Annotated in this window: 15 protein-coding genes and 1 tRNA gene; all 16 read right to left on the reverse strand. The window is 68.8% G+C overall.

Features of this window, described 5'->3' with window-relative positions:
- Positions 1-459, reverse strand: coding sequence for a type II toxin-antitoxin system VapC family toxin (locus tag E0L17_RS05175; RefSeq protein ID WP_167930188.1), 459 nt, complete (start codon positions 457-459; stop codon positions 1-3).
- Positions 456-758, reverse strand: coding sequence for a type II toxin-antitoxin system RelB/DinJ family antitoxin (locus E0L17_RS05180; protein WP_206109012.1), 303 nt, complete (start codon positions 756-758; stop codon positions 456-458). The genes E0L17_RS05175 and E0L17_RS05180 overlap by 4 nt, the downstream gene beginning before the upstream one ends.
- Before the next feature lie 199 nt (positions 759-957).
- Entirely contained in the window at positions 958-1,584 is a 627-nt protein-coding gene (locus E0L17_RS05185; RefSeq protein WP_167930190.1) for a DUF47 domain-containing protein, read from the reverse strand.
- Between the two features lie 43 nt (positions 1,585-1,627).
- Complete coding sequence (locus E0L17_RS05190) at positions 1,628-2,677, reverse strand: inorganic phosphate transporter (protein ID WP_167930191.1); 1,050 nt, start codon at positions 2,675-2,677, stop codon at positions 1,628-1,630.
- Between the two features lie 143 nt (positions 2,678-2,820).
- The gene (locus E0L17_RS05195) at positions 2,821-3,051 is read right to left on the reverse strand and encodes a helix-turn-helix domain-containing protein (RefSeq protein ID WP_167930235.1); all 231 of its coding nucleotides are present in this window, start codon (positions 3,049-3,051) and stop codon (positions 2,821-2,823) included.
- A gap of 198 nt (positions 3,052-3,249) precedes the next feature.
- Positions 3,250-3,325 (reverse strand) — tRNA-Thr (locus tag E0L17_RS05200).
- 108 nt (positions 3,326-3,433) lie between these two features.
- Positions 3,434-4,879, reverse strand: a complete 1,446-nt coding sequence (locus E0L17_RS05205) for a family 43 glycosylhydrolase (RefSeq protein ID WP_167930192.1) — start codon at positions 4,877-4,879, stop codon at positions 3,434-3,436.
- A gap of 230 nt (positions 4,880-5,109) precedes the next feature.
- On the reverse strand, positions 5,110-6,300 hold the full coding sequence (locus tag E0L17_RS05210; protein ID WP_167930193.1) for a purine-nucleoside phosphorylase: 1,191 nt from the start codon (positions 6,298-6,300) through the stop codon (positions 5,110-5,112).
- A 10-nt stretch (positions 6,301-6,310) separates the two neighbouring features.
- Positions 6,311-7,225, reverse strand: a complete 915-nt coding sequence (locus E0L17_RS05215; protein WP_167930194.1) for a hypothetical protein — start codon at positions 7,223-7,225, stop codon at positions 6,311-6,313.
- A gap of 101 nt (positions 7,226-7,326) precedes the next feature.
- Positions 7,327-7,890: a hypothetical protein gene (locus E0L17_RS05220; protein WP_167930195.1), complete on the reverse strand. Its 564-nt coding sequence runs from the start codon at positions 7,888-7,890 to the stop codon at positions 7,327-7,329.
- 31 nt (positions 7,891-7,921) lie between these two features.
- Positions 7,922-8,704, reverse strand: a complete 783-nt coding sequence (locus tag E0L17_RS05225; RefSeq protein ID WP_167930196.1) for an NYN domain-containing protein — start codon at positions 8,702-8,704, stop codon at positions 7,922-7,924.
- Between the two features lie 60 nt (positions 8,705-8,764).
- The gene (locus E0L17_RS05230; protein ID WP_167930197.1) at positions 8,765-9,808 is read right to left on the reverse strand and encodes an NAD(P)-dependent oxidoreductase; all 1,044 of its coding nucleotides are present in this window, start codon (positions 9,806-9,808) and stop codon (positions 8,765-8,767) included.
- 100 nt (positions 9,809-9,908) lie between these two features.
- On the reverse strand, positions 9,909-10,955 hold the full coding sequence (locus E0L17_RS05235) for a DegV family protein (protein WP_167930198.1): 1,047 nt from the start codon (positions 10,953-10,955) through the stop codon (positions 9,909-9,911).
- Complete coding sequence (gene hpf, locus E0L17_RS05240; protein ID WP_167930199.1) at positions 10,945-11,538, reverse strand: ribosome hibernation-promoting factor, HPF/YfiA family; 594 nt, start codon at positions 11,536-11,538, stop codon at positions 10,945-10,947. The genes E0L17_RS05235 and hpf overlap by 11 nt, the downstream gene beginning before the upstream one ends.
- Before the next feature lie 128 nt (positions 11,539-11,666).
- Positions 11,667-12,623: a substrate-binding periplasmic protein gene (locus E0L17_RS05245; protein WP_167930200.1), complete on the reverse strand. Its 957-nt coding sequence runs from the start codon at positions 12,621-12,623 to the stop codon at positions 11,667-11,669.
- Between the two features lie 622 nt (positions 12,624-13,245).
- Positions 13,246-13,977 (reverse strand): ComF family protein, encoded by a 732-nt coding sequence (locus E0L17_RS05250; protein ID WP_167930201.1) that lies wholly within the window; start codon positions 13,975-13,977, stop codon positions 13,246-13,248.
- Positions 13,978-14,036 lie beyond the last annotated feature (59 nt).

Consider the following 14,036-nt stretch of genomic DNA (forward strand, 5'->3'; position numbering starts at 1 on the left):
TCAGAGCTCGATCTCGGCGTACGAAACGTGGTTGCGCCGCTCCATCCACGAGAAGAACTCCTCGGGCGTACGCACGGGAATCGCAGAGCGCCCGAAGTCGCGCGCGTTTCTCGTCACGATGACGGACGCGTCGATGCTCGTGGCGACCTGGTACGCCAGCGCGTCCTCGAAGTCAGGCCAGTCAGACTCCAGCGCCCGGTCCACCTCGCGCTCCCCCGGCGCGCACACGCGCACGAAGCGGCGCAGGGCAAGCAGCGCCTCGCGCGCAGCGGGCGCGCAGGACGGACGCCCGCCGTTGCTCAGCACGTAGAAGATGTCAGTGACCTGCGATGAACTCGCCCAGAGCTCGTAGTCCCCCATCTCGGCAAAGATCATGAGCCTCCGCGCGAGCTCGTAGAAGCCACCGCGCCGGGCGAGAAAGTCAACGAGCACGTTGCTGTCCACGAGTACGCGAATCATCGGCCGTCCCCCATCAGACCGGCGTCGGCAAGCCGCTCCGCCCGCGCCTGCCTCACGTCCATGGCCGCGAACCGCTCATCGAGCTCGACTCTGGTGACGGCGTCCACCGCCGCGACGGCAGCGCGCAGCCGCGCCTCCCGCGCCTCCCCAGAGGCAGAGAAGGGCAGCGCACGCCTCGAGATGACATAGTCGTACAGCTCGTTGATCGCCTGAGAGGCGTTGGTCCCCAGCTCCCTGAGCACCTGGTTGCCCAGCTCCTTCTTGGCCTGCGACATCCGCCCCGTAACCATCGCGTCCACAGCCGGCCTCCCCAAATCGTTGTACCGTACAACACTATACCACATCACATCACCCACCCCCCCGGCGGTAAGAGAGCCCGTCGACGCGAGCCGCCCCGGCAGCCTCCCGATTTCCTAAGCAGAAGTTTCACGGAGTGCACTTCTGCGTGGAAATCGGGAGGCTGCCGGGGCGGCCCCACGAGCGAGACGTTCTTCTCGCCTACGCGTCCTTCATGATGATGTCACGCACGATGGCGGAGACGCGGTCGCAAGCGTCGAGGCAGAGCTCCATGCGGTCGAAGATGCGCAGCCAGCTGACCGCGTACTTGCCGCTCGCGTCCTCCTCGTCAGAGAAGAGGCGGCGCAGCGCCTTCTGGTAGACGGTGTCGCCCTCGTCCTCCACGGTGCCGACGCCGATGGCCTTCTCCAGGACGATGCGGTCCTTCTTGTAGTCGGGCAGGTGGTTGATCATCTCCTGCATCTCGCTCACGGCGTGCACGGTGAGCTCGGAGATCTGCTTGGCCTCGAGGCGCAGGTCGGAGAGGTTGAAGAGGTCGAGCCGCACCGCGACGCCGTACATGGAGTCGACGACGTCATCCATGGCCAGGGCCAGGTTGGAGATGTCCTCGCGGTCGATCGGCGTGATGAAGGAGGTGTAGAGCTTGGCCATGATGGCCTTCACGCGCTCGTCGCAGGTGGACTCGTAGACCTTCATCTGCGGGATGCTGCTCATCGACTCGGGGAACTCCGTGATGATGGTGTTGTACTCGTTCGCGGCCTCGGTGATGAGGGCGGCGAACTCCTTGAGCATGGTGTAGAACTCGTCTTCCTTCTTGATGCGGGGCATGTCAACTCCTTTGTCTGTGGCGAGAAGAACGCGCGCTCGGCGCTTAGAACAGGACCAGGAAGAGCTTGGCGAGGATGAAGCCGATGACGCCGCAGCCCGGGAACGTGAAGACCCAGGTGAGGACCATTTCCTTGGCGACGCCCCAGTTGACGGACTTGGGGTCCTTGGCGGCACCGGCGCCCATGATGGCCGCGGTCTTGGTGTGCGTGGTGGAGACGGGAAGGCCGGTGAGCGTGGCGATGAGCAGGCTCGCCGTGGCCGAGACGGAGGCGGCAAACCCCTGGTACTTGTCCAGGCGCACCATCTCCATGCCGACCTTCTTGATGATCTTCTTGCCGCCGACCGCCGTGCCGATGGCCATGACCGCGGCGCAGAGGACCATGATCCAGAGCGGGAAGCCGCCCATGTCGCCGACCGTCATGTTGAGCGAGAGCGCGATGGCGAGCATGGCGGTGGACATGAACTTCTGGCCGTCCTGCGCGCCGTGCATGAGCGCCACGCCCGCGGCGCCGAGCACCTGCATGCGGCCGAAGAAGTTGTTGGCCGTCCGGCGATCTGCGTTCTTGCACGCGATGGGGATGATCTTGGAGATCGCCCAGCCGGCGATGAAGCCGAGGACGGTGGAGAGCACGAGGCCGTAGACGACCTTGATCCACTCCCCCATGTTGACGCCGTCGAGGCCGCCGGAGACCGCGAGGGCGGCGCCCGTGAGGCCGGCGATGAGGGCATGGCTCTCGGAGGTGGGGATGCCGAAGGCCCAGGCGCCGAGGCCCCAGGCCACGATGCCCACCGTCGCCGCCGCGAGCGCGATGAGCGCCGCGTGGGAGTCCCCGCCGAAGTCGACCATGCCGGAGATGGTGTCCGCAACGGCGGTGGAGATGAACGACATGGCGACAAGGCCGACGAAGTTGCAGATGACGCTCATAAAAATCGCCGAGTCCACGTCGATGGAACGAGTTCCGACGGGCTCGGCGATGGCATTGGCCGCATCAGTGGCACCGTTGACGAAGATGGTGCCCATGACGAGGACCATGACGATGATCAGAAAGGGATTGCTCGACAGGACGCCGAGAAACTGTTCAAAGCTAATCAAGGGCGTGCTCGCTTCCTCACCGGCCGCCGTGGCGGCCATTTGTCACAGCTTTGTTAACGCTTGATAAGGATAGCGTAAGGTCGCCGCGAATAGCTCGGAAAGCGGCCAACGGCGGCCTCCGTTCGCCGTTGCTTACAGAGAGCTTACAATGCGCGCCGCGAAGGCCCCTCGGGCTCGACGTAGTCGATGAGGTCGCCCGGCTTGCAGCGGAGCACCTGGCAGAACGCCTCGAGCTGGGCAAACCGTATGCCGTGGACCCTCCCCCGCTTGATGCAGGACACGGTCACCGCGGAGATTCCCACGCGCTCGGCGAGCTCCTTTGAGGTGATCTTCCGCTGTGCGAGCATCCTGTCGAGCCTCATCACGATGGGCATCACGATCCCGTCCTCTCATATCGGCCTAAACCCGCTTCTCGTAACCTCTTTCACCCTAATCCGTCACAGACTTATTCTATTGCATGTAGTCACTAATACTATCTATAAAACGATTCAAAGGATATATTTCTCGGATCGAAGCCACCGAGATACGAGAGCAGCCCGGGGGCCTCAGGCCTCCGGGCTGCGAGATTACGCTGGAGCCAGCTACCAGACTCGAACTGGTGACCCCCGCTTTACGAGAGCGGTGCTCTACCAACTGAGCTAAGCTGGCGTGTCAGCAGATAAGTACTATACGAGAAGGACGAGCGTGGCGCAAGCCCCGTTTTTCTCGCCCTGCGGGCAGGGGCGCGGGGACGAGCTTTGCCCCGCTCGCGAGGGGCTAGGAGAGCTCGAACTCGAGGAAGTCCACGTACCCGGCCCCCACGTACCTGAAGAAGAGGGCGGAGCGCTCCTCGGCCGAGCTCACGTCCGAGCTGAAGGCATGCCATCCGGACCCCGACAGGGCAAAGTCGATGGTGCCGATGACGTCCCGGAACCGCTCGTCCGTGGCCACGACAAAGCCTCCCCGCCCGGACCCGCGGACCGTCACGCCCACGCGGCCGAGGCGGGAGAGGTCGAAGTACTTGAAGCCGACGACGGATCCGTCGCTCAGGTTGGCGACGTACTGGCGAGCCGCCTCGTCGCCATCGCGGCCCGTCTGCGTCAGATAGGGGTGCCGCGCGAGACGCCGCCTGGGGCTGCTCCCGTCGACGCGCCCGGCGCCCTCCGATGACCAGAGGTTGCAGGCGATCCTCGCCCCGTAGGTGCCGATGCCGGCGAGCGGGGCCCCGTTGAGGCCGCAGCTCGTCACCTCGGCCTGCGCGAAGGAGCCGTCCGCGTTTCGCACGAGGCGCTCCGCGCATGCCTGGCGCGCATACGAGCTCCGGTTGGTCTGACGATGGTAGAAGATGTAGAAGTCGTCGCCGAGGCGCAGCATGCCGCCATGCGTGTTGCCGGTGTAGTTTGACGCGCCCCTCTCGTCGGGATGGCCGGGAAGCCCGACGTCGCCCACCGAGACGAGCGTCCCGCCGAAGGCGAAGCCGCCGTCCGGTCGGTCGCTCGTGGCATAGCAGAGCTCGTGGTTGAGCCGCGAGCTGTAGACGAAGTAGTACGTGCCGTCGTACTTTCGGATGGAGCTCGCCTCGAAGAACTCGTGGCCGGCGAAGGACCCGGGGCCCTCCTTGGGGAAGAGCAGGCGCTGCTCGCCCTCGATGGTGCGCATGTCGCTTCGCAGCTCCACCATGTAGCCCCCCTCGAAGCCGCACGGACGGCCGCCGGTGACCAGGCGGGGAACCGGCGTGTAGAACCCCGAGTAGAGATAGACCCGGCCGTCGTCGTCAACGAGCACGGCGGGGTCAAAGCCAAAGCCGTCGCCCGCGCGCCGACCGTAGGGGGTGCCGTCCGGCCAGCTCACATGAGCATAGAACTCGTAGCTTCCCGCGGGCTCGTCGCACACCGCGACGCCTATCGTCCCCATGAAGTCGAAGGCGTAGAAGAGGTAGTAGCGCCCGTCCGCGCCGCGCGCCACATCAGGCGCGAAGAGCAGGCGCAGCCCCAGGCGGTTCCTGGGGTCTTGCCCCTTGCGATAGATCACGCCCTCGTAGCGCCAGTCCGAGAGGTCGTCCACCGGCGCCGACCAGCACACGTAGTCGTTCATGCAGAACATCGGGGCGCCAAAGCGGTCATGCGACCCATACACGTAGACGCGCCCCCCAAACACGTGCGGCTCTCCGTCGGGGACATACTCCCACTCGGGGAGATAGGGGTTCAGGGCCTGGCTTCTCATGGGGCCTCCAGTCACGACGATATCGGAGAAAACCTATCACCTGCCCATCGCACGAGGGGAAGCGTGACCCAACCGGTTGGTTTGCTGACACAAGCAAGGGCCGTCGAGCCGCTGGGCGGGCGGGACGCGGTTTCGCCCAGATGCGGCACGCAAAGGCCACCCGGCAGGAGCCAGGTGGCCCTTTTCGTCGGGTCGGAAGTCCGCCCCAGGCAGTGCGCGGCGCCCGGGCGCTACAGCAGGCGCAGCACGCCGCGCACGAGTCGCTCGAAGTCCTCGGCATAGCCGCCCGCGGCCTCGAGAACGGTCTCGTGGCTCACCGCAGGCGCGCCGGACTCGTTGGCGGCCAGCGTGAGCCCGAGCGCGTTCATGCCCAGCGCACGTGCCATGATGACCTCGAGCACCGTGGACATGCCCACGTAGGAGACGCCGAGCGCGCGCAGCGCCGCCACCTCGGCCGGGGTCTCGAAGCAGGGGCCGAGCACGCCCGCGTAGACGCCCTCCTCCACGGCGATGCCAAGGTCGTCGGCCACGCCGCGCGCGATGGTGCGCAGGTAGGGGGAGTACGCCTCGTTCATGTCCACGAAGGGGCTCTCAACGTCACGCAGGCCGTCCCACTCGGCGAGCGGGTTGCGCCCGGTGAGGTTGATCTGGTCCGTGAGGATGCCCAGGCCCACGTGCGCCTGGCCGGGCACGGCGCCCGTCGCGCAGGCGAAGACGATGTCGCGGCAGCCCAGATGGTGCGCATGGCGCACGAGCGAGGTCACCTCGGCGGCGGAGTAGCCCTGGTAGAGGTGGATGCGCCCGGGGTAGACCACCACGGGGACGTCGTCGATCGTGCCCACGGTGGCCTCGAAGCGATGCCCCGGCACGGGGCGCGCCGTGGCAGGGAAGCCGTCGATGTCCTGGTAGTCGATGCGGCGGACCGGGCGCACGAGCGTCCCCAGATGCCCCAGCCCGCTCCCGAGCACGATGGCGACGGGGTGCTCCACGCTCGGCTTGCAGGCGCGGACGGTGTCCTCGGTGACCATGCAGATCCCCTCCCTCGCGAGCCTGTCGGCAAAGACGCCGCGGCCCGGAACAAGTCTTCCAGAGTAGGTTCCATCGTAGACGAGTCCGACGCCGCATGACGGGCTCTTTGCCTTGAGCACGGCGAGCGTCGCCCCAGAGCGGGCGACCGAGGCGGCACAGGCCTCGGCGCCGCGGGCGAACGCCTCCGTCACGTCCTCTCCCGTGGCGAGAAGGACGCGCTCCCCCACCCGCTCGGCCGGGGGCCGGGGACACGGGAGGCCCGCCGCGCGCTCGGGGCAGACGCGGCAGGCCTCGGTCTTTGACGCCAGCTCTATGACCTCGCCCGCGGGCTTGGCTCCCCCGTCGTAGCGGACGGGCTCGCCGAGCAGGCAGGCGCTCACGCAGACGCGCACGCGCGCCCCGCTAGGAGGCCACGAGCGAGCCAACCTGGACGGTGGCGTTGGAGAGCAGGTTCCTCGTGTAGGCGACCCACTCCTCGCTCACCTGCGTGGCCACCTCGGAGTAGTTGTTCGACGCCACCTGATAGGCCGCCTCCGCCGCGGCGTAGGTGGCGGAGTCGTTGGTGATCTCGTAGCTCGAGAGCGTGGCGTAGTAGTCGCCGTCCTGGCGCGCCCAGGTGCCCGCCTCGGAGTCCCACTCGTCGCCAAGAAGGCCGATGATGTAGCTCGCGTAGTCGGCCGTCGGGGTGTCCTCCGCGCCCTCCTCGGGCTCGGTCGGCGCCGTCGGCACATCGGGCAGCGGCGTGGAGACCACCGAGTCGCGCAGCTTGGACATCGTCGCGGAGTCGGCGATGGTCGCCTTTGCGATCTCCTCGTCGATGCCGTAGTTGCTCGCGATGGTGGCGTAGTCGCTCGTGCCGAACATCTGCTCGGCGAAGGCGGCCACCTCGTCGTCCGAGACCGTGACGCCCTGCGCGGCGGCGTCGGCCAGGACCACGGCGTTCTGGGCGTAGGCGACGACGTCGCTCGCGACGGGCACGTTGTAGGTGCCGTCCTCGTTGGCGGCGTCCTCGACGGCGGAGTTCTGCTCGATGACCTCGCGCGCGGTGATGTTGGTCGTCTGGCCGTTGTAGGTGTAGGTGGCGATGGTGCTGTCGAGCTCGTCGGCCGAGAGCGTCGTCTTGCCCTGGAGCGCCACGCCGGCGGGGCTGGACGTCGCGGACGTCCCTCCGATCAGGAAGTGGCCGCAGAGCACGCCCACCACGAGCGCGACCACGCAGATGGCCACCCACGCCGGGGTGCCGAGGCCCCGGCCCTTCCCGTCGGCGGCCGAGAACGGCGTGTTCTTCTCGCCCGCGGTGCTGTTCTTGTCTGCCATGGGTCTCCCCTCACGTCGGCCGCGCCCCATGGCGCGGCCCCAGTCGGTCAATCCGTCTGATTCTAACCCCGTGCGCAGGCGCTCCGCGCAGGGCCCACAAGCTATGAAAGAGCCTGAATGATCTCCGCCGAGAAGGACTTGATGTAGCCCGAGCCGCTCTCGGAGTCGAACTTCACGCGCGCGGCGAGCGCCTTCCTCGTGGCGTCGGAGGCGTTCCCCTGGGCGAGGGCGAGCAGCGCGGCGAGCATGTCGCGGTACTCGGCGTCACCGTGGTAGCACTGGATGGCCTCGTCGATGAGAGGCCAGACCTCGTCGGAGCGCTCGGGGGAGCTCGCGCCGAGGCGGCACAGGAAGACGAAGGCGGCGAGCCGCACCGTGGCCGACCCGTCGTCGAAGAGCGACGCCTCGGCTCCGTCGAAGGCGCCCGTCACGCTGTCCGGGTCCTTCTCGGCGATGGAGGAAAGGGCGTCGAGCACCTCCCAGCGCGTCTGCGCCTCGGGGCGGAAGAGCGCGTCCACGAGCGCGTCGACGTGCGGCAGGAGCGTCTCGGGCTGGCTGCGCGCCACGAGCGCGAGCGTGTGCGCGACCTCCTGGCGGCGGCGCCTGCTCGCGCCGGAGAGCTCCTCGACGAGGCCGGAGACCTCGGTAGCTGCGGTATCTGCCATGTTCCTAACTCCCTTGCTTGTAAAGCCGAACCTACTCGCTGAACCCGTCGACCACGGCCGTGCCGCTCTTGGGGTCCTGGTGGATGTCTATGAACCCGAGCTTGGACGCCTCGCGCAGGAGCGCCGTGAACGAGCGGTAGCCGTACGACGCCTCAGAGAACTGCGGGCGCTTGCGCTTCATGGTGTCCTTGAGGCGCGAGGCGAGGATGAACGAGTCGCTCTCGCGCTGCAGCGCGTCGATGGTCTCGAAGAGCAGCTGGTAGCACGTCTCGCGCTCCTTGGGGACCTTGCCCTGGAAGTCGGGGATGCCCGGGCCGCGCGTGATGTCCTCGTAGAAGATGAACTCGTCGCAGACCTCGGCCAGAAGGGTGCTCGTCGCCTCCTTCATGCCCACGCCGATCACGGTCTTGCCGAACTCCTTGAGCTTGGCGACGAGCGGCGAGAAGTCCGAGTCCCCGGAGAGGATGGCGAAGGTGTCGATGTGGTCCTTGGTGAGGCAGATCTCCATCGCGTCAACCGCGAGGCGGATGTCCGCGGAGTTCTTGCCGGTGTAGGCGCGGTCGGGAATCTCTATGAGCTCGATGCCGAGCTCATGGAGGGGCGTGATGGCGTCGGTGAAGCGCTGCCAGTCGCAGTAGGCGCGCTTGGCCGTGATGCGCCCCTTGTCGACGAGGCGCTCGAGGATGAGCTTCACGTCGGGGAGCGGGCCCGGCTCCTGGTGGCCGTTGCGCTTGCGCCGGCCGGTGCCGAGGGCGAGGTTCTCGTAGTCGATGAGCACCGCGATGGAGCTCTGGGGAGTGTCAGTTGAGTTCAAGGCCGATGGTTCTCCTTATGTGAGTCGGGGACCGTCCCCGATCTGCAGACATGTCTGATATTACTCGTGGTGGTGGCAGTGGCACTCATGGCCGTCGCCGTGGTCGTGGTGGTGGCCGCCGCAGCACTCGTGGCCGTCGCCGTGGTCGTGGCCGCAGGAGCACTCGTGGCCCTCGTCATCGCCCTCTCCCTGGTCGAGGAGCGACCAGTCGAGCCCGGCCGCCTTGCAGGTCTCCTCCTCCTGGTAGAGCAGCGTGAGCGCCTGCGTGCCCATGCGCGACCCGCCGATCTGGCAGAGCATGTCGAGCAGGGTGAAGGCGGTCTCCGCGCCGGGCAGCGTGATGTCGAGGTCCTCCGAGCGGCGCAGCGCCAGCGCGACGTCCTTGCGCAGGTGCTCGACGAGGAAGCCCGGCTTGTAGTCGCCCGCGAGGGACTTGGGCGCGAGCGTCCTGGAGGCGCCGGAGCCGCCGGTGCCGTTGGCGAGCACCTCGAGCATGAGCTCCGGGTCGATGCCGGACTGCTGGGCGAGCGCGAGGGCGTCGGCGTAGCCGACCATGCACGAGACGAGGCTCACCTGGTTGCAGAGCTTGGCCGTCTGCCCGCCGCCCGGCTGGTCGAAGTAGAAGCGGCGGGACGAGAAGGACTCGAGCACGGGCAGCACGTCCGCCACGTCCTTCTCGGCGGCGCCGACGATGAGCGTGAGGGTGCCGTCGATCGCGCCCTGCTCGCCGCCCGTGACGGGGCAGTCGAAGGCGTGCTTGTCCTCGACCTCGGCCGCGTCGTGGATGTCGCGCGCGAGCTCGGGCGAGCTCGTGGTGAGGTCGATGAGCCAGGCGCCCTTCTTGGCGGTGCGGATGAGCCCGTCGGTGGCGAGGTAGACGTCCTCGACGTCGGTGGGATAGCCGAGCATCGTGAAGACGACGTCGGCGTCTGCGGCGGCCTCGGCGGGGCTGTCCGCCCAGTGCGCGCCGCGGGCGAGAAGGGCCTCGGCCTTCTCGCGCGTGCGGTTGTGGACGGTGACGTCATAGCCGGCGTCCATGATGTGGCCGGCGATGGGCGCGCCCATGATGCCGGTCCCGATGAAGGCGATCTTCCTGATCTGCAAGGGTGTTCCTTTCTGGATGGGCGTGCCACTGGCGTCAGGTTCGTCTGGCACGCGCGCCGCGCGTGCCAGACGAACCTGACGCCAGTGGCATACCTCCTGCCTACTGCCCGCGGACCTTGCGGGCGATGCGGTCGGTGAACGAGAGGGACTCGCGGCGGTCCTTGCCCCAGAAGAGCAGCGCCACCATGCCGGGCCCCACGTGGGCGCCGATGACCGGGCCCACGGAGCTGTAGATGATGGGGACGTCGGCGCAGCCGGGCTCCTTGCGGATCTGGTCGGCGAGCCAGAGCGCGTCCTTCTCGGCGTCCGCCGAGACGATGGCCATGGGGAGCTTCTCGTCCCCGCCCTCGGCGCCGAGGTAGTTGGCGCGGAAGTCCGCGATGATGGCGCGCAGGGCCTTCTTGCGGCCGCGGCACATGCCGCGCAGCGTGAGGGCGCCGTTGGTGTCATAGGAGAGCTCGGGCTTGATGTCGAGCTTTCCGCCCACCGTGGCGGCCGCCGGCGGGATGCGCCCGCCGCGGGCGAGCGCGTCGAAGGAGTCGAGCGTGAAGTAGCCGTGGACGTAGTAGCGCGCCTCCTCGGCCCAGGCCACGAGCTCGGTCGCGGTGAGGCCGTTGGCGACCTGTCGCACGGCCTCGATGGCGAGAAGCTCGGCGGCGGCCGACGGGCAGACGTTGTCGACGACGTGGATCTGGAACTCCGGGTGCGCCTCGCGGACCATGTCCGCCGCCTGGCGCGCTGCGTCGACGCTCGAGGAGAGGCCGCGCGTGAAGGCCAGGTAGACCGTCGGGGTGCCCTCGGCGGCGGCACGCTCGAAGACCTCGAGGTAGTGGCCCGGCGTGACGGCCGAGGTGGTGACGTGCTCGCCGGCGCGCATGCGCTCGTAGAACTCGTGCGCGCTCATGGTCTCCCACAGGTCGTCGGCGTGCTCTCCGTCCGACATCACGTAGGGAAACGGGATGATCTCCACGCCGAGGGCGCGCGCCACCTCGGGCGCGAAGTCGGCGCAGGAGTCAACGACGAGGTTGACGTTCCCGCGCGCGTGATACGCGCGGCCCAGGCGCGCGGCCTCCCGCGACGCCTGGGCGTTGGTGTCGACCTCGTTCTCGGCGGCCGTGACCGCCGCGGACTCAGTGCTACTGCTCATTCTCTTCCTCAATCTTGGGCTTGATGATTCCGTACCCGCCATTCTTTCGATGATAGATGACGTTGACAAGCCCGGTGGTGGCATTGGTGAACACATAGAAATCGTGACCGATGAGGTCGGTCTGGACGAGCGCCTCCTCCTCGGTCATGGGCAGGAGGTCGACGTACTTCTCGCGGACGAGCTGGTCGTCCTCGGTCTCGTCCTCGGAGGGCTCGATGAGGGCGGCGAGGTCCTCCTGGGTGACGGCGCCCGTCTTGGCGGCGGCGACGCGCTGACGGCGGTCGATGACGCGCGTCTTGTACTTGCGCAGCTGGCGGGTGACCTTGTCGGCGGCCTCGTCGATGGCGGCGTACATGTCGTCGGAGCTGGCGACGACGCGGACCACGTTGTCGCGCACGAAGACGGTGACCTCGCAGGTCTTCCGCTCGGGGTTGGAGGGGTTCTTGTCAACGCGAAGGACGACATCGCAGGTCATGGGCTTGATGTCAAACACCTTGAGGGCGTTGCCGACCTTCTCCTCCACCTGAGCGCGCAGGGAGTCGGAGACACCTACCTTGCGACCAGAGATCTTGATGTCAACCATGCTTGCCTCCTTACGATTGCCTTGGACGGGGCGAATGGGCGCCGGCGTCCTTACGACTCCTATACCCAAAAGCGTCGCGCGCGTTGCGCCGGGCATCGGCGGGCGCGCGGGAGGGGCGAGCGGACCCGCTAGGCGGCGACCCCGGAGATGCGCGAGGCCTCGGTGAGCGCCGGGAAGACGCCGATCCAGCGAGTCTTGGCGATGTCGGCCACGCCGTTGCCCTGGATCGCGTCGAGAGCGGCCTGGACGGAGGACTGGAGCTCCTGCGAGGCGCTCGACGAGACGCCCACGCCCACGGCGACGGGCGCGTCGAGCGTGCCGGCGAAGGAGCCTGCGTCATAGGTGCACGAGAGGTACGCGCCCGCGTAGGCGTCGCACACGACGTAGTCGACGGAGCCCGAGGCGAGCGCCTCGAACGCCTCGTTGAGGTTGGAGAAGGTCTGCTCCACGGCGCCGAGGCCGAGCGAGGCGAGCGCGGACTGGGAGACGGAGTTGGCCTGGACGCCCACCGTCTTGCCCGAGAGGTCGGCGGCGGCGATCGGGGCCGTCACCTCGGTGGCGGCAAAGACGCCGAGCGCGGACTGCGCGTAGCTTCCAAGCACCGTCACGTCCGTCGCGCTGCCCGCCTCGACGCCCATGACCACGTCGCAGTTGGAGGCCAGCGCCGCGGAGGCGTTCTGAACCGAGACGATCTCGACCGTGGCCATGCCGAGCTCGTCGGCGAGGGCGTAGGCGGTGTCGACGTCGATCCCCACGAGCGACCCGTCGGTCGCCGAGAGGGCGAGCGGGGCGGACTCCGCGGCCTCGATGCCCACCGTGAGGGTGCCGGGGGTCTTGAGGTCGGCGTCGGCGAGGGCCGGCGTCAGGTCCGCGCGGCGCTGCTCGCGTGCCTCCGCGACGGACGTCTCATCGAGCAGGCCGTCGACGGCGCCGCCGATTGCCTGCCCCACGCCCGAGAGCGCCTCCCCCACCCCGCCGAGGGCATTGGTCACCTCGGCGGGAACGCCGGAGCACCCGGCGAGAAGGGCGAGCGAGAGCGCCGCGCCCACGGCGGAGACGATGGTGTTCGTATGGTTGCGCTTCATGGCCTGCCCTCTTGTCCCTCTTCGTACGGTCTCGATCGTCTCACCCAGCTGACCTGGTCTTTGACCCCACACCCGCGCACTGGGGACGTCGCTTGCGGCGCCGCGGCGCCTCCACTGTTGCCCCTCTCGCCCGCGAGGCCGGATGCCTCATGCGTATGACGGGCGGTACGACTTACCTCTAGGACGAGCCATGATCGCGCGGGCGCGCACGCCCGAGCTTACGTGGATCCCTTTGCCCTCGTCTGGCATGGACTTGGGCGGACCCGACGCCGCAGCGCCCGCCCCGTGGGGCGCCCGCCCGCAACCACAGACCTGGGTTGAGACTCTGCCAGTATAACCGCCGCTCGCGAGCGGCGCGACCCCCCAGTGGGGCGGACGGCGGGTGGCGCCGCCCGCGCGGGGGTGGGACGGGCGAGGAGCGCGGATGTCGCCTCTCCCCCGCATGGCGGCCGCGCGGGGCCGAGGCGACGTTCCTCCCGCCGCAAGCGTCGCCAATCCCCCGCATGGCGGCCGTGCGGGGCCGAGGCGACGTTCCTCTCGCCACAAGCGTCGCCAATCCCCCGCGGAGCCGCCGTGCGGGGCCGAGGCGACAGATTTCGAGGCCGCCCCCCGGCCGCCCGGATCACCAGACGCGCGCGAGCACGCAGGCCGTGACCGACGCCGCGCCCCGGCCCGCGAGCGAGCGCGCCGCCTCGGCGATCGAGGCCCCCGTCGTCGCCACATCGTCGAGCAGCAGCAGGCGCGCGCCCGAGACGTCGCCCGCCACCCGCATGGTGCCCGCGAGGTTGCCCGCGCGCTCCTCTCGGCCGAGCGCGCGCTGGTCGCGGGCGGCGCCGCGCACGAGCACGTCGGCGAGCGGCAGCCCCAGCTGGGCCGCGAGGGGCCGCGCGACGAGCTCCATGTGGTCGAAGCCGCGCCGCCCGAACGCCTCTGCCGTGGCCGGCACGAAGCAGACCGCGTCGGTCGCCGCGGCGTCGAAGCGCGGCGCGCCGTCGGTGCCGGGCCAGGCCGAGGCCTCCTCGAGCGCGCAGAGCATGGCGGCCGCCATCACGGGAGCGAGGCGCAGCTCGTGGGCGTCCTTGAGGCAGGTGACCATGCGCGCGGGCGTCCCCCGGAAGCCGAGCGCGGCCACGGTCGCGCGCACGGGCCAGTCGCCCCGGCACTCCGTGCAGGTGAGAAATCCGTAGGGCGCGCCGCAGACCGGGCACGCCAGGCGCTGCTCCACCCACGGCAGCGCCGCGCGGCACTCCTCGCAGACAAGCTCCCCCGGCTGCTCGCAGCCCACGCACCGCGTGGGGCTCACGAGCTCCGCCGCCGCGTCGCCGGCCGCGCGGATTGTGGCGAGAAACGACATGCGACCCCCTTCCGGTCGGATGGGGGTCGCTCGGTGAGGGCAGTGTAGCACGCCACGGG

The sequence above is a fragment of the Olsenella sp. SW781 genome (assembly GCF_012027725.1).
Lineage (GTDB): Bacteria > Actinomycetota > Coriobacteriia > Coriobacteriales > Atopobiaceae > Thermophilibacter.